At 63.4% G+C, this 23,600-nt stretch carries 22 protein-coding genes; 12 read left to right on the forward strand and 10 right to left on the reverse strand.

Annotation, left to right across the window (positions count from 1 at the left end; all coding sequences use genetic code 11):
• Positions 1–32 precede the first annotated feature (32 nt).
• The 3 genes from BRA1417_RS0116310 to BRA1417_RS0116320 all read right to left on the reverse strand — a co-directional run bounded on the left by BRA1417_RS0116310 (position 33) and on the right by BRA1417_RS0116320 (position 3,202).
• Positions 33–1,382 (reverse strand): murein L,D-transpeptidase, encoded by a 1,350-nt coding sequence (locus BRA1417_RS0116310; protein WP_027516671.1) that lies wholly within the window; start codon positions 1,380–1,382, stop codon positions 33–35.
• Positions 1,383–1,754: 372 nt separating this feature from the next.
• A complete protein-coding gene (locus tag BRA1417_RS0116315) occupies positions 1,755–2,126 on the reverse strand; it encodes a helix-turn-helix domain-containing protein (protein ID WP_026233304.1) in 372 nt (123 codons plus the stop codon).
• 29 nt (positions 2,127–2,155) lie between these two features.
• Positions 2,156–3,202, reverse strand: a complete 1,047-nt coding sequence (locus BRA1417_RS0116320) for a LysR family transcriptional regulator (RefSeq protein WP_027516672.1) — start codon at positions 3,200–3,202, stop codon at positions 2,156–2,158.
• A 505-nt stretch (positions 3,203–3,707) separates the two neighbouring features.
• Here BRA1417_RS0116320 and BRA1417_RS0116325 point away from each other — a divergent pair.
• Both BRA1417_RS0116325 and BRA1417_RS0116330 read left to right on the forward strand, forming a co-directional pair.
• The gene (locus BRA1417_RS0116325) at positions 3,708–3,974 is read left to right on the forward strand and encodes a hypothetical protein (protein WP_018457109.1); all 267 of its coding nucleotides are present in this window, start codon (positions 3,708–3,710) and stop codon (positions 3,972–3,974) included.
• A 206-nt stretch (positions 3,975–4,180) separates the two neighbouring features.
• A complete protein-coding gene (locus BRA1417_RS0116330) occupies positions 4,181–4,912 on the forward strand; it encodes a cytochrome c biogenesis CcdA family protein (protein WP_084462251.1) in 732 nt (243 codons plus the stop codon).
• On the opposite strand, the gene BRA1417_RS0116335 is transcribed toward BRA1417_RS0116330, so the two are convergent.
• The 3 genes from BRA1417_RS0116335 to BRA1417_RS0116350 all read right to left on the reverse strand — a co-directional run bounded on the left by BRA1417_RS0116335 (position 4,909) and on the right by BRA1417_RS0116350 (position 8,210).
• Positions 4,909–6,045: a mandelate racemase/muconate lactonizing enzyme family protein gene (locus BRA1417_RS0116335; protein WP_027516674.1), complete on the reverse strand. Its 1,137-nt coding sequence runs from the start codon at positions 6,043–6,045 to the stop codon at positions 4,909–4,911. The genes BRA1417_RS0116330 and BRA1417_RS0116335 overlap by 4 nt on opposite strands.
• A 13-nt stretch (positions 6,046–6,058) precedes the next feature.
• Positions 6,059–7,516, reverse strand: a complete 1,458-nt coding sequence (locus tag BRA1417_RS0116340) for a sensor histidine kinase (RefSeq protein WP_035968584.1) — start codon at positions 7,514–7,516, stop codon at positions 6,059–6,061.
• 349 nt (positions 7,517–7,865) lie between these two features.
• Positions 7,866–8,210 carry a DUF1236 domain-containing protein gene (locus tag BRA1417_RS0116350; RefSeq protein WP_027516676.1) on the reverse strand — a complete coding sequence of 115 codons (345 nt, stop codon included), beginning with the start codon at positions 8,208–8,210 and terminating at the stop codon, positions 7,866–7,868.
• 138 nt (positions 8,211–8,348) lie between these two features.
• Here BRA1417_RS0116350 and BRA1417_RS0116355 point away from each other — a divergent pair, with 138 nt between their 5' ends.
• From BRA1417_RS0116355 to BRA1417_RS0116375, 4 genes are all read left to right on the forward strand, one after another.
• Positions 8,349–8,582, forward strand: coding sequence for a hypothetical protein (locus BRA1417_RS0116355; protein WP_027516677.1), 234 nt, complete (start codon positions 8,349–8,351; stop codon positions 8,580–8,582).
• 375 nt (positions 8,583–8,957) lie between these two features.
• The gene (locus BRA1417_RS0116365; RefSeq protein ID WP_027516678.1) at positions 8,958–9,956 is read left to right on the forward strand and encodes a TRAP transporter substrate-binding protein; all 999 of its coding nucleotides are present in this window, start codon (positions 8,958–8,960) and stop codon (positions 9,954–9,956) included.
• An 84-nt stretch (positions 9,957–10,040) separates the two neighbouring features.
• The gene (locus BRA1417_RS0116370; protein WP_027516679.1) at positions 10,041–10,556 is read left to right on the forward strand and encodes a TRAP transporter small permease; all 516 of its coding nucleotides are present in this window, start codon (positions 10,041–10,043) and stop codon (positions 10,554–10,556) included.
• Positions 10,553–11,872, forward strand: a complete 1,320-nt coding sequence (locus tag BRA1417_RS0116375) for a TRAP transporter large permease (RefSeq protein WP_027516680.1) — start codon at positions 10,553–10,555, stop codon at positions 11,870–11,872. Before BRA1417_RS0116370 ends, BRA1417_RS0116375 begins: the two co-directional genes overlap by 4 nt.
• 49 nt (positions 11,873–11,921) lie before the next feature.
• Here BRA1417_RS0116375 and BRA1417_RS0116380 read toward each other — a convergent pair whose 3' ends face one another.
• Positions 11,922–13,196 (reverse strand): serine hydrolase, encoded by a 1,275-nt coding sequence (locus BRA1417_RS0116380; RefSeq protein ID WP_027516681.1) that lies wholly within the window; start codon positions 13,194–13,196, stop codon positions 11,922–11,924.
• A 170-nt stretch (positions 13,197–13,366) separates the two neighbouring features.
• On the opposite strand from BRA1417_RS0116380, the gene BRA1417_RS0116385 reads away from it, so the two are divergent.
• The gene (locus BRA1417_RS0116385) at positions 13,367–14,284 is read left to right on the forward strand and encodes an intradiol ring-cleavage dioxygenase (protein WP_027516682.1); all 918 of its coding nucleotides are present in this window, start codon (positions 13,367–13,369) and stop codon (positions 14,282–14,284) included.
• A gap of 31 nt (positions 14,285–14,315) precedes the next feature.
• Here BRA1417_RS0116385 and BRA1417_RS0116390 read toward each other — a convergent pair whose 3' ends face one another.
• Positions 14,316–15,209: a LysR family transcriptional regulator gene (locus BRA1417_RS0116390; protein ID WP_027516683.1), complete on the reverse strand. Its 894-nt coding sequence runs from the start codon at positions 15,207–15,209 to the stop codon at positions 14,316–14,318.
• A 102-nt stretch (positions 15,210–15,311) separates the two neighbouring features.
• Between BRA1417_RS0116390 and BRA1417_RS0116395 the strand changes: the two genes are divergently transcribed.
• The gene (locus BRA1417_RS0116395; protein ID WP_027516684.1) at positions 15,312–16,181 is read left to right on the forward strand and encodes an SDR family oxidoreductase; all 870 of its coding nucleotides are present in this window, start codon (positions 15,312–15,314) and stop codon (positions 16,179–16,181) included.
• A gap of 42 nt (positions 16,182–16,223) precedes the next feature.
• On the forward strand, positions 16,224–16,898 hold the full coding sequence (locus BRA1417_RS0116400; RefSeq protein WP_035968588.1) for an NAD(P)-dependent oxidoreductase: 675 nt from the start codon (positions 16,224–16,226) through the stop codon (positions 16,896–16,898).
• A gap of 24 nt (positions 16,899–16,922) precedes the next feature.
• On the opposite strand, the gene BRA1417_RS0116405 is transcribed toward BRA1417_RS0116400, so the two are convergent.
• Positions 16,923–18,659 carry a bifunctional protein-serine/threonine kinase/phosphatase gene (locus BRA1417_RS0116405; RefSeq protein WP_035968591.1) on the reverse strand — a complete coding sequence of 579 codons (1,737 nt, stop codon included), beginning with the start codon at positions 18,657–18,659 and terminating at the stop codon, positions 16,923–16,925.
• Between the two features lie 55 nt (positions 18,660–18,714).
• On the reverse strand, positions 18,715–19,554 hold the full coding sequence (locus BRA1417_RS0116410) for a formate/nitrite transporter family protein (protein WP_027516687.1): 840 nt from the start codon (positions 19,552–19,554) through the stop codon (positions 18,715–18,717).
• Positions 19,555–20,225: 671 nt separating this feature from the next.
• Between BRA1417_RS0116410 and BRA1417_RS0116420 the strand changes: the two genes are divergently transcribed.
• The 3 genes from BRA1417_RS0116420 to BRA1417_RS0116430 are packed head-to-tail and all read left to right on the forward strand — an operon-like array spanning position 20,226 to position 23,308.
• Positions 20,226–21,545: a CmpA/NrtA family ABC transporter substrate-binding protein gene (locus BRA1417_RS0116420; protein ID WP_027516689.1), complete on the forward strand. Its 1,320-nt coding sequence runs from the start codon at positions 20,226–20,228 to the stop codon at positions 21,543–21,545.
• Between the two features lie 60 nt (positions 21,546–21,605).
• Complete coding sequence (ntrB, locus tag BRA1417_RS0116425; RefSeq protein WP_007593954.1) at positions 21,606–22,502, forward strand: nitrate ABC transporter permease; 897 nt, start codon at positions 21,606–21,608, stop codon at positions 22,500–22,502.
• A gap of 11 nt (positions 22,503–22,513) precedes the next feature.
• A complete protein-coding gene (locus BRA1417_RS0116430) occupies positions 22,514–23,308 on the forward strand; it encodes an ABC transporter ATP-binding protein (protein ID WP_027516690.1) in 795 nt (264 codons plus the stop codon).
• Positions 23,309–23,600: the final 292 nt, after the last annotated feature.

The following is a 23,600-nucleotide window of genomic DNA, read 5'->3' on the forward strand; positions in this document are numbered from 1 at the left end:
CAGTCACCTGTGCCGCGATTGCATGGCGCCGTCTATCTCGTCATGTGCGCGGTCAGCGGATGGCTGCCGGCATTGCTGAAGAAGGCCGCCTCTTCGGCGGTCGCCTCCAGCAGCTGCTCGTCCTGGTGGTAGACGTCGTTGCGGAACTGGACGGTCTGATCCTTGGTCATCCACGCCGTGAGATAGATCCAGGCCACCGGGACCTTCTTCACCATGGCGACGTCGAGATGCTGGCCGCTAGCGATTTCCGCGTCGATCGCGGCGCGGCTCCATTTCGGCTGGTCCTTCAAGAGCCAGGCGGCGAGATCGCGCACATTGTCGACGCGCGAGCAGCCATGGGAATCGAAGCGGTAATCATCGCTGAACAGATTGCGCTGGTTGGTGTCGTGCATGTAGACCGAATAGGAATTCGGCATGTCGATCTTGACCGCGCCGAGCGCGTTGAACGTGCCGTTGTGCTGGCGCACGGTGAAATTCGGCGTATGCGTGCCCGACCAGTCGACTGAATTCGGGTCGATCGGATTATCGTGGGCGTCGAGCACCTCCATGTGCATGCGCGACAGATAGCTGGGATCCTTGCGCATATGCGCGGAGATCTCGGTCTTGGCGATCGAGGAGGGCACCGTCCAAGTCGGATTGAGAACGACACTGCTGATCTGGGCCGTCAGCGTCGGCGAGGGCTTTTCGGTCTTGCCGACGATCACGCGATAACGCCTTACCACGACGTCGTTCTCGACCGCTTCGGCGAAGGCGGCGGGGATGTTGACGACGACATAGCGCTGGCCGAAGCCGAAATTCATGTTCTCGAGCCGCTGGAGCGAAGCCTCCAGCTGCCGGATGCGCTTCTGCACCGGCACGTTCATCGCCGCAATCGTGCGCGGCGTCACCGTTCCGGTCGGCGCGAGGCCGTGGCGGGCCTGGAAGCGTTTCACGGCGTCGGCGAGATCCTGGTCGAAGGCGCCGCTCGCCTTGTCGGCGGCAAGATCGCCGGAGACGATCAGCCGCTTGCGCAGGATATCGTCGTTGGCGCCCTGGGCGCCGGGCGCGAATTTGGCGTCTGCCGGGATCGCCGGCCAGCCGCCGCGCACGGCAAGATCGGAATAGCTCAGCGCCGCATCCTTGATGCGCTGGGCGGAGCCCTCGTCATAGGTCGGCTCGTGCGTCAGCGCGAGCGCCGCGGCCGAGCGGCTCTCTGCCGTCGAAGCGGACACTGGCGCGGCAGTTTTCGGTGCGGCTGCGTGGGCCGGATTGGCGGTGGCCGGCACCGTGCCAACCGCAGTCGCCGGCTTGGGCCCGGCCTGTCCAATCGTCTCGGTCTGAGCAAGCGCAGAGGCGCTCGCAAGCATGCCGACGGCAATGATCATCGCATGGCGTTTCGACATGTGTCCCATCTTCCCCCTGAGAGCGAGGCCCGGGCGGGCGCTCGCATCGGCAATTCCCCGGTTCGTCGTGCTGATTCGAGCAATCGGCGGGAGGCTAGCGCCTCCCGGTTGCGGCTACCTTAAGCACGGCGCATCGCGAGCCCGGCACGTCGGACGGCGGTCTCTGGATTGGGTCGCGACAGGGCTGGAATGGGTTCGCGAAAACCGCGGGCGACGGCGGGAAAAATGGTCAACAAAAAGGGGCGGTCATGCCGCCCCGAGAAGTCCGCGCACGCGCGGGCCGGATATATCTCGTCCGGTCTCGTTCAATCCAGCCGCGCCCCGTGACGCGGCGGATTGAACATCGGGCGGAAAGGCGCGAACGCCGACGGCTCAGGCTTCGTTCGCTGCGATCGATTCCATCAGCGAGACGAGCTGACGCTGCACCGTCTGGTCCTTGATCTTGCTGTAGGCGCGCAGCAGGCGGAGGCTGAAGGCCGAGTCCAGGAAGAGCAGGCTCTCGACTTCGCGCGCCTTGTTGTCGCCGTCATAGAAGAAGGTCACGGGCACATCGAGGGCGGTGGCGATCTGCTGAAGCCGGGCCGCGCCGACGCGATTGACGCCCTTCTCGTACTTCTGGACCTGCTGGAAACTGACGCCGAGCTTCTCGCCGAGCTCGGCCTGCGAGACCTTCATCTCGACGCGCCGCAGACGGATTCGCTTGCCCAGCTCAATGTCCGGCTTGCCGGCACTGCGCTGCTTCATTCTCTTCGCCGCTGTCTTCATCTTTTTTCTCATCGGTCTTCGGTTGAAAACCCCCCGAAGAGCTGGGTCAGGGGTTCGCCCATATACTCGTCCTTGAATTCATGCGGGTGCACGAACTCTTCCTTAAACCACGGGAAACGCGCCGGATTGAAGGCTTCGATCAGCCAGTCAATCATGTGCCGCACGCGCGGAATCCGGCCGCTACCAGGATGGTAGGACAACCAGATATCCAGCGATCTGTTCAGCTCGACTTCCAGTGGAATCAACTTCCCGCCAAGCGCAACGGCGTAGCTCGGGAACACGCCGATTCCGGCGCCATTCGCGACCGCCCAGTAATTGGCGCTCGAGACGTTGGTCTTCATGACCAGAAGGTCACGCTCCGGAACGCCGGGGAAGAAGCTCTCGAAAGTTTGCTTGGCGTCGAGTTGGTCGGCGAACTGCAGCACCAGGCGGTGCTTGATCAACTCCATCGCCGAACGCGGCGCGCCATGTTTTGAAATGTACTTCTCGGAGGCCCAGAACATCAGATGCATGCGGCCGAGCCGCACCAGCTTGACGTCGAGCGCCGAAGGCCGCGACAGGTGAATGGCGACGTCGGCCTCATGGCGAGAGACGTCGGCTGAACGCATCGCGCAATGCAGATCCACCAGGATCTTCGGATAGGCCTGCTGGAATTCGACCAGTCGCGGGGCGAGCCAGAATGTGCCAAGTCCCTCGGTGATGGCGACGCGGACCTCGCCGGACAGGGCGTTCGCCGTCGAATCGCTGGTGCGCAGCACGTCGAACGCCGCCGCCTCCATTTGCTCGACGGCGGAGACCACCAGCGCGCCTTCGTCGGTCAGGCGGGTGCCGTGGACGTCGCGGGTGAACAGGGTCGTGCCGGTCTGGCGTTCGAAATCATCGATCCGGCGGCGGACGGCGTTGATCGACAGCGACAGGCGCTCGGCCGCCGAGCGGAAACTTCCGCATCGGACGACTTCCAGGAAAATGCGCGCCGCATCCCAGTCCGACAGGCCGGTGATGTTTGTCTTTGGGCGTTCTTCCAGTGGAACGCCCCTTTCCGCCAAGGAGTGCATACAAGTCCCTTCGGGTCGCTAAACTGGCAGAATCTGGCGCAAACCACAACCACGGCGGGTTGGGGAACGACGAGTTTTGAACGTCATCCTTACTACGTCGCAGGTGGTATTGGGGTGCTGCCAGGGCGGGAACAAGGGCTGGGAATCGGGCAAACCATCGCCCGTGTGAGGGGTGTGGCGTGAGTTCCGTTGCGAGCCGTGACATGGCTGCGGGATCGTCGGCGCTGTCCGCAATAAAGGTCCTTGCGCGAAAGCCGGTGCCGCCTTCCGCGATGGATCAATTGCAGCACGCTAGGCGTTTTAAGATTGAGCGTTTTGCGACCGAGCGAGTCGACGCTGGCCCGCGGCGCGCAGCAATACTCGCCGGAACCGCGGTTTCAAGGCACCAACACACTGAAATCATATTCGGGGGCGCAGCGGCCTCGTGTTATCCTCGACGCTCCATGGGGGCCAAAGAGGTCGTCACAACCACGTCTCACAGGCCGAATTAGCGGGAAGAACGCCGGTGTCGCATTCAGACGAACAGTTGCAGTCGGTGCTGGAAACGCTCGAAGAGTGCCGCAGGGTGCTCAACGAGAGCAACAGCCGCGAGTCGGCAGAGCTGCTGTCCATTGTCATCCTGGACGTGCGGATGAAACTCAAAGGAATTGACAGTGCCGACCTCAAGGCACTGTGCGACGAAATGCTGCGGACGGCCACGAGCGAACCGCAGCCCCCCTCCAAGCAGACGCAGGACCAGCCCCGGCGTCCGCTGCTCCGCGTGGTGAAGTAGCCGCGCCGCCAAGTCTCGCTTTTTGGCGAGATTTGTGCGTGTCCCGATGCCGCATCTGTGATCACAGACGGCATCGGGAGGAGCCCTGGTTTTGTGCGCCTCTGTTGCGCATTCGCTGGCATCGGCTACACCAGAGCCGGTTCGGCTCCGGGCCGCGCGCACTCCCCGCGCGCCGCGCCGGCGCCTGAGATGGCTCCGACTGCATCATGCAAAATGTTTCGATCCCGGCGGCGCTGATTGCCGGCCTCGTCAGCTTCCTCTCCCCTTGCGTCCTGCCGCTGGTCCCGCCCTACCTGATCTATCTGACGGGCGCGACGATCGAGCATGTCGAAAGCAACGAGCCCGCATCAGTCTCCAAACGCGCGATCATGATGTCGGCGCTCCTGTTCGTGCTCGGCTTCTCCACGGTGTTCGTGGCGCTCGGCGCCAGCGCCTCGCTGATCGGTGGGCTGATCCGCGCCTGGTCGGCCGAACTCTCGATCCTCGCCGGCGTCGTCATCATCGTCATGGGCCTGCATTTCCTCGGCCTGACGCGCATTGGCCTGTTGATGCGCGAGGGACGCTTGACCGCGCCCAAGCCCGTCGGCCTCTGGGGGGCTTATGTGATGGGGCTCGCCTTTGCCTTTGGCTGGACGCCCTGCATCGGCCCGATCCTTGCCGCGATCCTCTCGGTCGCCGCGGCCGAGGCGACGGTGACGAAGGGCGCCGGCCTGCTAGCGGTCTATTCGGCCGGCCTCGGCATCCCCTTCCTGATCGCCGCCCTGATGATCGAGCAATTTTCGACCCTGTTCGCGCGCATGAAGGGCCATCTCGTCAATGTCGAGCGCGCCATGGGCGTCCTGATGGTGATCACCGGCATCGGCTTCCTCACCGGCGCGGTCTCGAATGTGAGCATCTGGCTGCTCGAGACGTTTCCGGCGTTGCAGACGATCGGCTAGGCGTCCGCCGCAAACCGCGCCAGCGCCTCGCGGTCGATCTCGATGCCGAGGCCCGGCCCCTCGGGCACCCGCACGACGCCCCTCGCATGCTCGATCGGCTCCTTCAAAATCGCCTGCCGGATCGGATGTTCGGTGCGATCGAACTCGAGCATCGGTTCGAGCGGGGCCAGCGAGGTCGGCGTGTGCGAGGGCAGCACGGCGAGCAGCTGGAGCGAGGCGGCGATCGCGATGCCGGTGCCCCAGACGTGCGGATTGTAGCGGATGCCGAACGCCTCGCTCATGTCGGCGATCTTCTTGCATTCGGAAAGACCACCTGCCGCGCAGGTGTCGGGCTGGGCGATGTCAAGCGCGTGCGAGACGAACAGCTCACGGAAGCCGAAGCGCGTGAATTCGCACTCGCCGCCGGCGACCGGAATCGTAAGCGCGGATTTCACCGCGCGATAGCCCGCGATGTCCTCCGGCGGCACCGGCTCCTCGAACCATCCGATGTCATGGCGCTCGATCAGGTGGCCGAGCCGGATCGCCGCGACCGCGTCATAGGCGTGGTTCGCATCGACCATCAGCGCGACATCGGGGCCGATCGCCTCGCGCACCGCGCGGGTGACCGCGGCATCCTCCGCGATGCCGAAACCGACCTTCAGCTTCACGGCGCGGAATCCTTCGGCGGCATAACCCGCCGCTTCCTCCGCCAGATAGTTCAGCGGATCGCCTGACTTGCGCCGGTAAAGACCGGTCGCATAGGCCGCAACCTGCTTGCGCGCGCCGCCGCCGAGAAGCTGATGCACGGGTACGCCAAAATGCTTGCCCTTGATGTCCCATAGCGCGATGTCAATGCCGCTCATCCCCTGGATCACGACGCCCTTCTGGCCGTGATCCCGCAGGCGCGCATAGACCATCTGCCACAGCACGTCGGTACCCAACGGATCCTCGCCGATCAGCCACGGAGCGATACTCTGCACCACCGCCGCCGTGATGCGCGCCGGGCCATAGCATTCACCCCATCCGACAAGACCATTGTCGGTCTCGATCTCGACCAGCATCGCGGTGCGCGTGTCGTACCAGGCGCGCGAATAGGCAAAGGGCTGCGACAGCTTTGCTTCGAGAATGTGCGTGCGAACCCTAGTGATCATCATTGCCGGCCTCCGTTCATCGCGCCTCGTCCAGCGCGCAAATCACCGTGCAGACCACGCCGCGGGGCAGGAAGTCGACGGTGGCCTCGCCGCCGAGCTGGTCGCGCGCACTGCGCTCGATCAGGCGCGAGCCGAAGCCGCGTTGCACCGGCGCCGTCACCGGCGGTCCGCCGATCTCGGTCCAGATCAGGCGCAGCCGCGGCTTCGGCGCCTCGGCAAGAACCTCCCACTCCAGCGTCACCCGGCCGGTCTCGTTGGACAGCGCGCCGTATTTCGCGGCGTTGGTGGCGATCTCGTGCACGATCATCGACAGCACCACGGCGAGCCGCGGCGACAGCGGCACCGCGGGGCCGGCCATGCGGATGCGCTCCGGATTATTCAGCAGGAACGGCCGAAGCGCGCGGGCGATCACGTCCCGCAGCTCGGAGCCCGCCCATTTCTCCTGGCTCAGCAAATTATGCGCCTCGGCCAGCGCGCCGAGCCGACCCTCGAATTTTACCCGCTCGTCCCGGCTGGCGCTGCGGAAGGTCTGCACCGCGATCGCCTGCATCAAGGCGAGCGTGTTCTTGACGCGATGGTTGAGCTCGTCGATCAGGAGATCGTGCAGCATCTCGCCGCGCGCGATCGTGGTCGCCATCCTGACCGCGAAGGTCAGGCCTGTCAGCAGCAGGATGCCGCCGATAAAACTGGTGATCGCGATGTTGCGCCAGAGCGGAGCGATCAGCGAGCTCTCGGCGACGCCGGCCACGATGGTCCAGCCGGTCAGCCGCGACCTTGTATAGACGGTGGACAACGCGACACCGTCGAGCGAAACCGTCGAGAGTGCGGCTTCCGACGTGCGCAACATACTCTCGTACAGCGTGCCGGTAGCCCGCTTGCCGAAGATCTCCGTAGGGCTCGGCGTGCGCGCGAACACGATGGCCTTGGTGTCGAGCAGGGAAACCGTCCAATCCCGATCGGGCCGCTGCTTCTCGACCAGGTGCTGAAAGGTGCTGATCGGCGGGCTGAAGCAGAGGTCGTAGATCACTTCGCCGTCGCGGAGCACCGGAACCTCGACCGTAAGCACCTGCCGGCCGTTGACCGCGCCGGTGAACAGGTCGGAATATTGCGGCGACCTGGTCGCAAACACCTTTTCGATGATCTCCAGGTGGCCGCGTGGCGGCAGGCTTGCGGTGTCCTCCGTCGCGGAGGAGAACAGCAGTCGGCCCTTGCGATCGGAGATCAGCACCAGGCCGCCCTTGCCATACTGATCGACGAAGCCGAGGGCGATGCGGCGAAAATTCTGGAAGTCGTCGTCGCGCAGCGAATTCGTCAGCGCCAGCACTTGCAGGCCGCCGGTCATCCGCTGCACCTCGGAGTCCAGCACGAGGCGCATGCTGCGCACGTTCTCCAGCACGCGGCGGGTCGCGTCATTGCGATCCTGCTTGTAATTGTAAACGGCAATACCGACCGCGAAGACGATCAGCGGCAACATCGTTCCCGTGACCAGAAGAGCGAGCCGGACCGGCAAAGTGAGCTTTGACAAACGCGGGCGTCCCGGTTCCAGCGCAAGCGAGCGCCGGATTTATGATTTTGGGAGACCATAGGGGCGGGATTTGCGGCGCGCCATAATTTTTCGCATCCGGACGAGCCGCCCAGGGACAAGATTTCTGCAGCGCAGTCCGCGGCAGCGCCTCAGCTCATGCTGATTGCGGTCAGCAGCAGGCACATGGCGTAGACGGCAGCCAGGCTGAGCCCGGCGATCCGGGCTTCTCGATACGATTTCATAATTTCAACTCCCAGAGTGGGAGGCCGCCTTCGAGGCGGCCCCCCTTACACCTGGATCAATCAATTTCCTGAACTACCGTGCGCGAGCCGGGATCGACGAGCATCACGCGATCGCCGGAGTAGACGTAGCGATACTTGGTCAGCGACGGACCCCAGTCTGCGGGAACGGCCTCGAGCTCGACGTCGCTCGGCACGGCCGCGCCGACAACGATCTTTTCCTTCGTCGTCACCGGGCGAATGCGGTGCTCGGTGACGTAGGATTTGATCTTGGTTCGGTATTGCGGCTCGATCTGAACGGTCGCCGCGTGACCGGTTCCGGTCGTCGTCACGACGGTCGATTGCGCGAAAGCACCGGTCGAAACCAGGACCGCCGCGGCGGAAAGCAGGAACAACTTCTTCATCTCGTTCTCCTCGGTTGAATATGCGCCGCAACAACCCCTCATCGCCGACAGCGTTCCCGGCCCAGGGAACTAATTGCCGCTTTTTCCCGTTTGTAGATGACCGGGCTGACCGGCTCGGGCTCTGGAGGAGGACGACAAATGAAGTTGAAGATCGTAACTGCAACACTGATGCTTACCGCAATATCCCTGCCGGCGTTCGCGGCGGACGAGTTCTACGTCGTGCAGGACGTCAAGACCAAGAAGTGCACCATCGTCGACAAGAAGCCGACGGACACGTCGATGACCGTCGTCAGCCCGTCGGGCACCATCTACAAGTCGCGCACCGAAGCTGAAACCGGCATGAAGACCGTCAAGGTCTGCACGTCGAACTAAGGAGGATGACAAATGCCAGTTCTGATTCTCTGGGCCGTGCCGGCCGTGCTTGTGCTCGGCGGCGGCATCTATCTGATCGGCCACATGCACTAAGCGGGAGCGAAGGCGAGCGGGTCTGTGCGTGCAGCGCACAGGCCCGCAAGCCGTCTGTCGCCTGTGGAAAGCCGCCCCGCAGCTGCCACGCACCGGCAGGAGCGCAAGTTGCAGTGCAGCAGTTCGCGAAAAGGGTGGCCCTGCGACGAAGAGGACCTCCCGCGCACGCGAAATGACTTCCGTCCCGCCGACGTTTTCCATACGCTTCCCCCTCGCAAGCCGCATACCGGCTGCGCTCACGGCCCGGCGACAGGGCCGGAGCATCAAAAGGGAGGGGAGACGATGAAGCGAAGATCATTTCTCGCTGGGCTCGGTGCGACCACTACAGCGGCTGCGATTGGCATGCCGTCGATCATCCGGGCGCAGTCGCCGATCACGCTGAACGGCGCGGTCCAGTTCAATGACGACCACGCCTTCAACCGGGCACTGCTCAGGTTCGAAGAGCTGGTGAAGAAGTATTACGGCAAGCCCGTCAACTTCACGCTGCACAGGAATTCCTCGCTCGGCCTCGAAAAGCAGTATTTCGAGTACATGTCGCAGGGCAAAGCCGTCGATTACGGCATCGTCTCGCCGGCTCACATGTCGACCTTCGCCAAGGCGGCCCCGTTCATCGACGCGCCCTTCGTGTTCAAGGGCATCGAGCACATGAACAAGGTCGTCGAAGCCAATATCCTGGCGCCGATCGCTGACGAAGTCGCGGCCAAGGCCGAGGTCGTTCTGATCGGCTATTCCGGCGGTGGCATCCGCAACATTTTTGCCAACAAGCCGCTCAAGACTCTTGCCGACCTTAGGGGACTCAAGGTGCGCGTGCAGGGCGCGCCGATCTGGTCGAAGACCTTTGCGGCCGTGGGCATGAGCCCGACGGTGATCGCCTATAACGAGATCTACAACGCGATCCAGAACGGCGTGATATCGGCCGGCGAGAACGAGGCGGCCGGCGTCGAGGCGATGAAGTTCTACGAAGTGGCCCCGCATCTCAACCTGACCCAGCACGCCGTGTCGATCCGGCCGATCTGCTTCTCGGTGAAGACGCTGAAGACCTTACCCAAGGACTTGCAGGACGCGATCATGAAGGCCGGCAAGGAGGCCGGCGATTATGGCCGACAACTGGAGTCGAGCGAGGAGGTCGTCAAGCTCGACACGCTGGAGAAGGCCGGCAAGCTCAAGCGCGTTCCCTTCGAGGAGCGGGACGCCATGAAGAAGCTCGCCGACCCCGTGATGGCCACCTACGCCAAGGAAATCGGCGCGGAAGGCATTTTCGAGAAGATCAACGTCGTCTGAGAACTGTCGCCGCCCACGCGACAGGACGTCGGGGCAAGCCGGGCGGCTTGCCCCATTGCGTGATTGTGATCCCCCGGAGTCGTAATGACCGAAATAACGATGCCACCGAACCCGTCGCTATGGCGCCGAGCAACGGCGGCTTATGCAAAACTGTTGGAAATCCTGCTCGCCGCCTCTGTCGGCCTTCTGGTCATTCCGGTCACGTTGCAGATCATCTCGCGCTACACGCCTTTGATTCCGTCCTACATCTGGACCGAGGAAATGGCACGGTTCATGTTCATCTGGACGATCATGATCGGCGCCATGGTCGGCATCAGAGAGTCGCAGCATTTTGAAGTCGACGTCTGGCCTGACCTGTCACGCCGAAGCGAAGCCATGGTGCGGATTCTCGCGCGGCTCGGCGTGCTGGCGCTGGCGCTCGTGTTCGTATCCGCCGGCACCGAGTTTACCCGTTTTGCCTGGAACAGAACTTCGGAGCTCGCCGACCTGCCGCTTTGGCTGATCCACGTCGCCTGGCCGGTTGCCGGCGTGACCTGGATCGTGTTCGCCGGTGAACAGATCGTCGACGAGATGCGGATTCTGGTTGGGGCAAATCAATGAGCGGCAATGTTCTTTCTGCCGGACAGGCCGCGATGGTCCTGTTCGGGACTTTCGTTGGCCTGCTCATCATACGCGTGCCGGTCGCCTTCGCCCTCGGCCTTGCCTGCGTGCCGATCCTGCTGATCGAGCCGCATCTGTCGCTGATGACGCTGGGGCAGGAAACCTTCAACGCCTACAATTCGTTCATCCTGCTGGCGGTGCCGTTCTTCCTGCTCACCGCCAATTTGATGAGCATCGGCGGCATCACCGACCGGCTGGTGGCGCTGTCGCGCTCGATGGTCGGGCACTGGCCGGGGTCGCTGGCGCAGATCAACGTCGTGCTGTCGGTGTTCTTTGCCGGCATCTCCGGCTCCTCCACCGCGGACGCGGCGAGCCAGTCCAAGATCTTCATCGATGCCCAGACTAAGGAGGGCTACGACCTCTCGTTCTCCATCGCCATCACCGCGGTCTCGGCCGTGCTCGCGGTCATCATCCCGCCCTCGATCCTGATGATCGTGTGGGGTGGACTGATCTCGACCTCGATCGCCGCGATGTATCTCGCGGGCATCGTGCCGGGATTGCTGATCGCCGGAGCGCAGATGGCGACAGTGCATATCTATGCCGTGCGACGAGGTTACCCGACCTATCCGAAGGACACCTGGAGGGAGATGTGCTGCGCCATCTGGCGCTCGATACCGGCGCTGCTGACGCCGTTCATCATCGTCGGCGGCATCCTGCTGGGGTGGTTCACCGCAACCGAGTCCGCCTGCGTCGCGGTGCTTTATTCCGTGGCGCTATCGACATTCTTTTACCGTGAAACCGGCGCGCGCGAACTCTACAAGGCTTTGCTCGACACCGGCCGTCTCGCGGGTGTCGCGCTGTTCTGCGTGGGCACCGCGAGCGCGTTCGGCTGGCTGCTGGCTTATTACAGGATCCCGCAGGAGCTGCTGGCCAACGTCTCGACGTGGGGCATGGGCGCGATCGGGGCCGGCTTCTTCATCGCGTTCTGCTTTCTGGTGGTGGGCTGCTTCCTCGACGCCATCCCGGCGATCATCATCGTCGGCACCGTCCTCGAACCGCTGGCGAAATCGGTCGACCTCCATCCGGTGCAGTTTGCGATCATCTCGATCGTTTCGCTGGCCTTCGGGTTGGTGACGCCGCCCTATGGTCTCTGCTTGATGATCGCCTGCTCGATCGCCGGGGTGCGGCTGCGCTATGCGCTGAAGGACACGGTGATCATGCTGATCCCCATGCTGCTCGTGCTGGCGGCGCTCATCATTTGGCCCAGCGTTTCGCTGTTCCTGCCGCGCCTGATCGTGCCGGAGATGTTGAAATGAGCGGGGCTTGATCCCGCGGCTCTGACGCCGCGGGATCGGTGCATTTTTCTCAGAGATTGCTCTCGGTGATCGCGGCATAGACCATGCTGCGCAGCTCGCGCCGGAGCGGGTAGGCGCTCGACGGCAGCACCTGCGTCATGAAGATGGTGATCAATTCCTCGGCCGGGTCGATCCAGAACGACGTCGTGGCCGCGCCGCCCCAATTGTATTCACCGGGGCTGCCGGCGACCAGCGTCTCGGCCGGGCGCATGGTCACGGCGAAGCCGAGGCCGAAGCCGATGCCGTTGTAGGCGGCTTCCGCAAACAGCGAGCGCGACACTTCCGGGAGCGAGCGTCCACCCGGAATGTGGTTGGCCGTCATCAGTGCCAGCGTCTTCGGCCCGATCAGCCTGACGCCGCCGAGCTCGCCGCCGTTGAGCAGCGCACGGCAGAAGGTGAGATAGTCGGCCGTCGTCGAGCACAGCCCGCCGCCGCCCGAAATCAAGGACGGCGGCGACAGGAACGAGCTCTTGGTTGGATCATCCTGCAACGTCAGGCCCTCGCGGCGCTGGCCGGCATGGAAGGTCATGCCGCCACCCGGATCGGCCGAGTAACAGGCGGCGAACCGGTGGGCCTTGGAAGCCGGCACGTGGAAATCAGTGTCGGTCATGCCGAGTGGATCGAGAATGCGTTGTTTCAGGAACTGCTCGAAGGGAATCCCGGAGATCTTGCCAATGAGGTAGCCGAGCACGTCGGTCGAAACCGAGTAGTTCCAGGCCTCGCCCGGCGAGAACTCCAGCGGGATTTTGGCAAGGCTCTCGATCATGGTCTGGAGCGTGCCGGATTTCTCGACCTCGCCGATCTTTTCGGCGCGGTAGGCGGCATCGACATTCGAGCGCTGCTGGAAGCCGTAGGTGAGGCCGGAGGTGTGACGCAGGAGATCGACGATCAGCATCGGCCGCAACGGCGGCCGGGTCAGGAAGGAAGGCGCAGTGCCGGCGACGAACACGCCGAGATCCTTCCATTCCGGAATGTACTTGGCGACGGGCTCATCGATCGCGACGAGGCCTTGCTCGACCAGCATCATGAAGGCGACGCTGGTGAGCGGCTTGGTCATGGAATAGATGCGATAGATCGTGTCGTCCTTGACGGGCAGCTTGCGCTCGACATCGGCAAAACCCTGCACCGTACTGTGGGCGATCTTGCCACGGCGATAGACCAGGAGATGCGTGCCCGGGAAGCGGCCGGCATCGATGTACCGGCTCTTCAGATGCGCATCGACGCGGTCGAGCGCGGCCTTGGACATGCCGACGGATTCGGGCGAGGCGGGGGTGGGGGCGAGCATCAGTTCCTCCGGGCAGTTTGGTCCGACGTTGATAGCCGATATGGCGGTCTCATTCCAAGCCGGTCTCGCTTAACGCCGGCCGTCTGTTTGGTGTAGGCTCCAGCGAGGAACGCCTCCAAGCAGCCCAAGAGATCCCCAACGGGCCAATGAGAAACGCAGGCAAACGCACCATGACCCAGTTCAACGAGACCGAACTCACCGAAGCCGTCGTCCGGAGCTTTGACCGGACACCCGACCCGCGCGCGAAATTCCTGCTCCAGGAATTGGTGAAGTCGCTGCACGATTACGTGAGCAAGACCGGACTCACCTTCGAGGAGTGGGAATACGCCATCGATTTCCTGACCCGCACCGGCCAGAAATGCACGGACACCCGGCAGGAATTCATCCTTCTCTCCGACGTGCTCGGCGTCTCCATGCTGGTCGACGCGGTCAACCACCGCGAGCGCGAGGGCGCCACCCAGACCACCGTGCTCGGGCCGTTCTATGTCGGCGAGCACAAGGTCACGGCGCACGGCACCGACATCTCTCCGAACAATCAAACCGGCGAACGGATGTTCGTGCAGAGCCGTGTCACCGATCTCAAGGGCAAGCCGCTCGCGAATGTCCCCGTCGATGTCTGGCATGCCGATGATGACGGCTTCTACGACTCGCAGAAGCCGAACTATGACGAGGTCGGCGCCTCGGCGCGGGCGCGCTTCATCACCGATAGCGATGGCCGCTTCTTCTTCCGCACCATCCTGCCGTGCAGCTATCCGATCCCGACCGACGGCCCGGTCGGCGAGATGATCGTGCAGACCAACCGCCACCCGATGCGCCCGGCGCATGTGCACTTCCTGGTCAATGCCAAGGGCTACGAGCCGCTGATCACCCACGTCTTCATGGACGGCGACAAATATCTTGATTCCGACGTGGTGTTCGGCGTGAAGGACGACCTCGTCGCCAAGGTCGAGCCGCGCAAAGATGCGGCGATGCCCGACGGCACTAAGGCGAACGGGCAGTGGCACCTGATGAGCTACGAATTCCACCTCAAGCCGGGCGGCGGCATGGCGCCGAAGCCGCTGGGGACAAAGACGGAGGAGCCCGCCTGACCGTCAGGCGCGAGCAGCGCGCGCCGCCCTCTCATCTCCCGATAAAGGCCGCCAGCTCGTCAGGCGTCCCCATCGGAAAGGCTTCTTTCATGTAGTCGAGAAAGGCGGATACGCGCGCGCTTAGGAGCCGGCGCGATGGATAGAGCGTCCACAATGCGATCTCCGGTCCCGCGATATCGCCCCAAAGCACCAGCGTGCCGGCAGCGAGGTCGTGACTGACCAGTGACACCGGAAGGCGTGCGGCGCCGACGCCGGCCCGGACAGCGTCGCGGACCATGATGAGCGATGCCAGGCGAAGGACCGGATCAATCGCGATGCGCGATTGTCCGCCTGGCACCGTCACGTCCCAGCTTGTTTTCCGGTCGCCCGCTCCGCGCATGACAGCCGGCACAGCGACGCCGTACCTCGGTCGTTTCAGGTTCGGGCTCGCCACCACCACCAGCCGATCGCGCAGAAAGATTCGTCCGACAAGGCTGTCATCCGGATCGGGATTGACTCGAATGACGAGGTCGTAGCCTTCCTCCACCATGTCGACGGAGCGATCTTCCGTCGTGACCTCAAGACGGACCTCGGGATATCTGAGTGCGAACCCGGCCGCGAGGTTTCCCATCGCAGTCTGCGAGAACAGCATAGGCGCGCTGATCCGCAAGCGCCCCCGCGGCCTGTCCCCACCCGACGCGATCGCTGTCGCGGTCTCGTCGAGCTCAGTGAGCAAGGCTCCCGTCCGCTCGTAAAGGGCGCGTCCTTCCTGCGTGAGTTTCAGGGTGCGCGCTCCCCGTTCGAACAGGCGCAGGTCGAGCGCGGCTTCCAGCTCCGCGACCCGCCGGGACAGGGTGGCTTTCGGGCGGCCGGCGGCCCGTGCGGCCCGTCCGAACCCGCCGTGCCGGGCAACGAGATTGAAATCGGCGAGTGCGAGCAGGTCCATTGTTCCACCAGTGAGACAGTCTGTCCAAATATAGCGGCTATCGGTTCTTTTGTGGATCACTAATTTCCCGGATGTCTTCTGACCCAACCCGGAGTGATCCCCATGACCATCCTCGTTACCGGTGCAACCGGCACCATCGGCCGCCACGTCGTCGAGCAGCTCGTCAAGCGCGGCGCCGATGTCCGTGCTCTCGCCCGCGATCCTGGCAAGGCAAACCTCCCGGCAGGCGTCACCGTCGTGCAGGGCGACCTGCTCGACGTCGACTCGATCCGTAGCGCATTCAAGGGCGTCTCGACCCTGTTCCTGCTCAACGCAGTGGTGCCGGATGAATTCACGCAGGCGCTGATCGCGCTCAACGTCGCCCGCGAGGCGGGCGTCGAGCGGGTCGTCTACCTCTCGGTGATCCACAGCGATCGCTACGTCAACGTCCCGCACTTTGCCGGCAAGTTCGGCGTCGAGCGGATGATCGAGCAGATGGGCTTCAACGCCACCATCCTGCGCCCCGCCTATTTCATGAACAACGATGTCACGATCAAGGACGTGGTGACCGGATACGGCATCTACCCGATGCCGATCGGCAGCAAGGGGCTCGCCATGATCGATGCGCGCGACATCGGCGAGATCGCGGCCGTCGAGCTCATCCGTCGTGAGCGCGCCGCAGCGCCGCTGGCGCTCACGCGCATCAATCTCGTCGGCCCTGATACGCTCACCGGCGCGAAAGCCGCCGCCGTCTGGTCGGAGGTGCTGGGTCGCACGATCGCCTATCCCGGTGACGATACCGCCGGCTTCGAGAAGAACCTCCGGCAGTTCATGCCGAGCTGGATGGCCTACGACATGCGGCTGATGAGCGAGCGTTTCCTCACTGAGGGAATGGTCCCGGAGGCCGGCGACGTCGAGCGGCTGACCGCGCTGTTGGGCCGTCCGCTGCGCTCCTATCGCGACTTCGTCTCCGAGATCACGGCCACTGCCTGACGGCAGGAGCACGTCCCCATCACGACAACGAGGAATGCTAACATGATCTCTTCAACCGCCACTTCTCCGGTGAATCCGGAAGGCGCAACGAAGATGTTGGTGCTTGGAGCGACCGGTGCCACCGGTCGCCTGATCGTCAACCAGGCGGTGGCGCGGGGCTACGACGTTACCGTGCTGGTGCGTTCCGCCGAGAAGGCACGTGACATCACGGGGGCGAAGCTCATCGTCGGAGATGCCCGCGATGAAGCAGCCCTGCGCGAAGCCCTCAAAGGCCGCGACGCCGTGGTCAGCGCGCTGGGTACACCGGTAAGCCCGTTCCGCGAGGTGACGCTTCTCTCGACCGCGACGCGCGCGCTCGTGAGCGCGATGAAGGCCGAGCAGATCTCGCGGCTGGTTTGCATCACGGGAATGGGCGCTGGCGACAGTGCCGGGCACGGCGGCTTTGTCGCCGACAATGTGATCTTTCCGCTTCTCCTGAAGAAGGTGTACGCCGACAAGAACCGGCAGGAAGCCATCGTCAGAGAGAGCGGGCTGGACTGGGTCCTGGTTCGCCCCTCGATCCTGAATAACAAGCCCGGCCGCGGCTCGGTCCGGGCCCTGACGGATCTTTCGGGCTTCTATGGCGGTAGCATCGCGCGCGAAGACGTTGCGACATTCGTGCTCGATCAGGTGCGCGCCGATACCTGGCTGCATCGTTCTCCACTCATCACGTGGTGACGCTTTGCGTGGCTACACCCCTGATCAGCGCGCGTGCAACATCGCAAGCAGGACCACGACGACGCAGGCGAGCGCCGCCGTGGTCAATTTCCAGAACATCAGCGGGCTGCGCTCCAAGAGCGGGGTGATCCGCGTGTCGAGATAGGCCGGATTGGGCGTCCGAAGCTCGAACACGAATTCAGACAGATCCTCGTGCCGCTTGTAGGGATCCGGATGCAGCGCACGTCTGAGCGCGCCGTCGACCCAGGCAGGCACGTTGCTGTCGTCGTCGGCCGGGCGATATGTGAGCCTCCGCACGTCCGCCTTGCGCCGGATCCTCGCGATTTGAGTGCCATAGGGAAGCTTTCCCGTCAGCATCTGGTAACAGATCACGGCGAGTGAAAACATGTCCGAGCGCGGCGAGCCGCCTTGCCCAAGAAAATATTCCGGCGCCGTGTACTGGACCGTTCCCAGAATTTCATCGGTCTCGTCCTGTGGCGCGGCCTCCGCGACGCCTGCCACTTTGACTGATCCAAAGTCGATGATCTTCGCGGTGCCGGTCTTGTCGATCAGGATGTTGTCGGGCCTGAGGTCCTGATGCAGCATTTCCATGCGGTGGAAGGCGCGCAGGCCCGCGGCGATCTGCTCGACCAGTCCGCGGACGGTTTCGAGATCGGGGCGTGGATTGTCCGTCATCCATTGCCGCAAGGTCTGACCTTCGACGAATTCGGTCGCGACATAGAGATAGCCACGCCGTTTCGACTGCGACAACGGCTTCAGCACATGCGGGCTGTCGATCCGGCGCGCGATCCACTCTTCCATCAGGAAGCGCTTCAGGTATGCGGCATTGTCGCGCAGATCGATCGACGGAAGCTTCAGCGCGACCGGCTCCTCGGTCACCGCGTCGACGGCAAGGTAGATGTGGCTGCGGCTGCTGGCGTGGATTTCGCGGACGATCCTGTAGCCGTCGAAGAGTGCCCGCGGCTCCGGCAGCGGGGGAAGCGGCAGCTGGGAGGTCTGGTTGAAGATGCCGGCCGGCTCGCGCTGCGGCACCGCATCGATGCGGAGGATCTGGACCGTGATGTTGTCGTCGCTGCCGCGCCGATAGGCTTCCTCGACGATCGCCTTCGCCGCTCCGTCGAGCTCGGCTGCATGGTCGCTGAGCGCGCTGGTGACGAAACGCGCGTCCACGAATTCATAGGCGCCGTCGGTCGCCAGCAGGAAAGTGTCTCCAGTCTCGATCTCGAAACTCTGATAGTCGATCTCGAGCTGCGGATTGATGCCGAGCGCACGGCCGAGATAGGTCTGCTCCGAGGATACGATGATCCGGTGATCGTCGGTCAGCTGCTCGAGCGCCTTGCCCGCCACGCGGTAGACGCGACAGTCGCCGACGTGGAAGATGTGCGCGGTGGTTGCCTTGATGACCATGGCGCTCAGCGTGCAGACATAACCCTTGTCGCGGTCATAGGCATATTGGCTCTTGCGCGTCTGGGCGTGGAGCCAGGAATTGGTCGCGTCCAGCACACGACGGGCGGAGGTCTTCACCGTCCAGGATTCCGACGTGCAGTAATAGTCCATCAGGAAGCTCTTGACCGCCGACTCGCTGGCGATCTGGCTCACCGTGCTGCTGGAGATGCCGTCGGCGAGGACGGCCGCAATACCCTTCAGGCTGAGCATCGGCTCGTCCGGAACGAGGACGCCGTGAAAATCCTGATTGATGGGCTTGCGACCCTTGTCGGAGTGCTGGCCGACCGAAATCTGAAGTCCGCGGGTCATCGTCATCACCGGCAAAGGAGAGCCTCACCCTGATCGGGCGAGGCTCTCCTGTCGAGACGTATCAGGCTGCGACGCGGGGCGAGGTGGCCTTGCCGGCCTGGCGCTTCGGCTTGGTCATGACGTGCGTGGCGTAGAGGGTCATGCCGGTGAAGGCGAGGCCGCCGACGAGGTTGCCGAGCACGGTCGGGATCTCGTTCCAGATCAAGTAATCCATGATCGAGAACTTGGCGTGCAGCATCAGGCCCGAGGGGAACAGGAACATGTTCACGACGGAATGCTCGAACACCATGTAGAAGAACACCAGGATCGGCATCCACATCGCGATGACCTTACCGGGGACCGAGGTCGAGATCATGGCGCCGACGACGCCGGTCGAGACCATCCAGTTGCAGAGCATCCCGCGCAGGAACAGCGTCGCCATGCCGGCCGCGCCATGCGCAGCGTAGCCCAGCGTTCGGCCTTCGCCGATGTTTCCGATGGCGGCGCCGACCTTGTCGGGATCTTGTGTGAAGCCGAAGGTCGTGACGAAGGCCATCATGAAGGCCACGGTGAAGGCGCCAGCGAAATTGCCGACGAAGACCAGACCCCAGTTGCGCAGCACGCCGCCGAAGGTGACGCCAGGGCGCTTGTCGATCAGGGCGAGCGGGGAGAGCACGAACACGCCGGTCAGGAGGTCGAAGCCCAGCAGATAGAGCATGACGAAGCCGACCGGGAACAGCAGCGCGCCGATCAGCGGCTGCCCCGTGTTCACGTTGATCGTGACGGCGAACCATGCCGCGAGCGCCAGGATAGCGCCGGCCATGTAGGCCCGGATGATGGTATCCCGGGTGGACATGAAGACTTTGGACTCGCCCGCATCCACCATCTTGGTGACGAATTCCGAAGGCGCGAGATACGACATCAATGGTTCCTTTTGCTTCGTAAGAGAGAGATCACGCCCTCCTGCGAGAGCGATTGAACGTCACTGGCCGTGCGGGCTGGCCCTGCCGCGCACGAGGCGATGGAGAGTTGGAAGCCTTTGGATTGCGTCACGACGGCCGAGCCGAGGAGGGCCGCGAAGCAGTTGAGCTTCCGGGATGCAGCCGCCAGCGCCTGCATCAATGCGGCAAGGCCGCAGTCTTCGTTGACGTAAATGGAGAAGCAAATTGCGTGCCGTGTGCTAGGCTCATAAAAAGCGAGCAACATCAATCTGATAGAACTTTGGCTGACCCGGCTTTTGCGCGTGGTACGGCCTTTTCCTTAAGCTGCTGCACAACTGTTGTGCGCCGCACAATTATTGTGCAAGCCGCAAATTTCGCGAGCGGAGCGGGCCTGCGACAGACTGGCGCGCTGCCTGTAGCATATTGATCTTTCAAGGTTTTCTGCGTTGTGGCGCTTGGCACGAAGCTTGAATAGTTCCAGGCCGACGCCATTGAAGCCGTCCCGCGAGACTTCTCATCCGAATTGCCGACGCCACCAGACGGGGGTCTCCCCGTCGCGCGTTCGCATGCGCTGCTTCAGGCGTCGGACGGACGGGCTGCTCGTGTGCACTGACGCAATCATTCTGCAACGACGCAAAGGACGATACCGCCTATGACCAAGCGCACCCGCCGGCCGTCGGACACTGGCCTCAGCCGCCGTCAATTGTTGAGGGCCGCCGGCTCGACCGCCGCACTCTTGGCCGCCGTAAAACTGAATTTCCCCGCCGGCGCTTTCGCGCAGGACGCCGGCCCGGAGGTCAAGGGCGCCAAGCTCGGCTTCATCGCGCTGAGCGATGCCGGTCCGTTGTTCGTCGCCAAGGACAAGGGCCTGTTCGCCAAATACGGCATGCCTGACACCGACGTGCAGAAGCAGGCCTCCTGGGGCACCACGCGGGACAATCTCGTGCTCGGCTCCGAAGGCAACGGCATCGACGGGGCGCATATCCTGACCCCGATGCCGTATCTGATCTCGGCCGGCAAGGTGACGCAGAACAATCAGCCGACGCCGATGTACATCCTGGCGCGGCTCAATCTGGACAGCCAGTGCATCTCCGTCGCCAGTGAATATGCCGACCTGAAGCTCGGCGTCGACGCCACGCCCTTCAAGGCGGCGCTGGAGAAGAAGAAGGCCTCGGGCAAGCCCGTGAAAGCTGCGATGACCTTCCCCGGCGGCACGCATGACCTCTGGATCCGCTACTGGCTCGCCGCAGGCGGCATCGATCCCGACAAGGACATCGAGACCATCGTGGTGCCGCCGGCGCAGATGGTGGCCAACATGAAGGTCGGCACGATGGACTGCTTCTGCGTCGGCGAGCCCTGGAACCTGCAGCTGATCCACCAGAACATCGGCTACACCGCGATCACGACCGGCGAGCTCTGGAACAAGCACCCGGAAAAATCCTTCGGCATGCGCGCCGCCTTCGTCGACAAATATCCGAAGGCCGCGAAGGCGCTGCTGATGGCGGTGATGGAAGCGCAGCAATGGTCCGACAAGGCCGAGAACAAGGCCGAGCTTGCCGCCATCATGGGCAAGCGGCAGTGGATGAACTGCCCCGTCGAAGACGTGCTCGACCGCACCGCCGGCAAGTTCGACTACGGCCTTCCCGGCAAGGTGGTCGAGAATTCGCCCCATATCATGAAGTACTGGCGCGACTTCGCCTCTTATCCGTTCCAGAGCCACGACCTCTGGTTCCTCACCGAGGATATCCGCTGGGGCAAGTATGAGGCGAATTTCGACACCAAGGCGCTGATCGCCAAGGTCAACCGCGAAGACATGTGGCGCGACGCGGCCAAGACGCTCGGCATCGCAAGCGCGGAGATCCCGACCTCCACCTCGCGCGGCAAGGAGACCTTCTTCGACGGCAAGGTGTTCGATCCGGAAAATCCGGCTGCCTATCTGAAGTCGCTCGCGATCAAGCGCGTCGAAGTCTGATGGAGCCAGCGGCCGCCTCCGGGCGGCCGCATCGCCTTTTGCAGCCGGAGAGATATTGCGATGAACATGCCCGCCACGAAGATCGAGGTTGAGACCGCGAAGCCCGCGAGCGCTGCCGCGCCGGTCGTCGCGATGACACCGAAGCGGCCGCCGCGTTCGGAGACTTACGCGCGGATGGCGAGGGAGACCGCCGTGCGCGTGATCCCGCCGCTGGTCGTGATCGCGCTCTTGCTTCTGGTGTGGGAGCTGGTCTGCCGCCGCGCCGGCTCGGCGCTGCCACCACCGTCGAAGGTGTTCAAGGATACGAAGGAATTGATCCTCGATCCGTTCTTCGATCATGGTGGCATCGACAAGGGGCTGTTCTGGCACCTCTCCGCCAGCCTGCAGCGCGTCGCCTTCGGCTATTCGCTCTCGGCGATTGCCGGCATCGCGCTCGGCGTGCTGGTCGGGCAATCGGTCTGGGCGATGCGCGGGCTCGATCCGCTGTTCCAGGTCTTGCGCACAATTCCGCCGCTGGCCTGGCTGCCGCTGTCGCTCGCCGCGTTCCGCGACGGCCAGCCGTCCGCGATCTTCGTCATCTTCATCACCTCGATCTGGCCGATCATCATCAACACCGCGGTTGGCATCCGCAACATCCCGCAGGATTATCGCAATGTCGCCGCGGTGGTGCAGCTCAACCCGCTCGAATTCTTCGCCAAGATCATGATTCCGGCCGCCGCGCCCTACATCTTCACAGGGCTTCGCATCGGCATCGGCCTGTCCTGGCTCGCCATCGTTGCGGCCGAGATGCTGATCGGCGGCGTCGGCATCGGCTTCTTCATCTGGGACGCCTGGAATTCCTCGCATATCAGCGAGATCATTCTGGCACTGTTCTATGTCGGCATCATCGGCTTCGTGCTCGACCGCCTGATTGCGGGCGCCGGCAAGATCGTAACCCGCGGCACCGCGCTGAACTGAGGGGGAAGCACATGACCGCTTATCTGAAGCTCGACCACATCGACAAGATTTTTATCCGCGGCGCCGCCTCCACGGAGGTGCTGAAGGATATCAATCTTACCATCGAGAAGGGCGAATACGTCTCGATCATCGGCCATTCCGGTTGCGGCAAGTCGACCCTGCTCAACATCATCGCAGGCCTGACCAACGCCACCACCGGCGGCGTGCTGCTGGAGAACCGCGAGGTGAACTCGCCGGGGCCGGATCGCGCGGTGGTGTTTCAGAACCACAGCCTGCTGCCCTGGCTGACCGTGTACGAGAACGTCAGGCTCGGCGTCGACAAGGTCTTTGCCAAAACGAAGAAGCGGGCCGAACGCGACGCCTGGGTCATGCACAATCTCAACCTCGTGCAGATGGCCCATGCCAAGGACAAGCGGCCCTCGGAAATCTCCGGCGGCATGAAGCAGCGCGTCGGCATTGCCCGCGCGCTTGCCATGGAGCCGAAAGTGTTGCTGCTCGACGAGCCTTTCGGCGCGCTCGACGCACTGACCCGCGCGCATTTGCAGGATTCGGTGATGGCGCTGCATCAGAAGCTCGGCAACACCATTTTGATGATCACCCACGACGTCGACGAGGCGGTGCTGCTGTCCGATCGCATCGTCATGATGACGAACGGCCCGAGCGCGCGCATCGGCGAGGTGCTGGAGGTGCCGCTGGCGCGCCCGCGCAAGCGGCTCGAGCTCGCGACCAACACCACTTACCTGAAGTGCCGGCAGCGCGTGCTCGAATTCCTCTACGAGCGGCATCGCTTCGTCGAGGCCGCGTAAGCGCGTCACCAACAGGTGCTCACGCAGCGCCTAATTTTGAATCATCAAGCTCAATCCTTGTGCGCCGCACAGGGATTGAGCGAATCGCAAAATATGCGTGCGAAATAGTCCTGCAAGAATTTGGAGCACTCCAAACAAGCTCCTGAATTTCCTGCGTTTCCGGAATGCGCGCAGTTGGCACGGAAATTGAAACACCAACCGCGACGCCAACGACGACGTCCCTCAACATCATCAATCAGCATCGTAACTCGCCACCGGGGTGAAGCCTCGGAGCGCGCCTCCGTGGCCGGAG

It is taken from the genome of Bradyrhizobium sp. WSM1417, assembly GCF_000515415.1.
GTDB lineage: Bacteria > Pseudomonadota > Alphaproteobacteria > Rhizobiales > Xanthobacteraceae > Bradyrhizobium.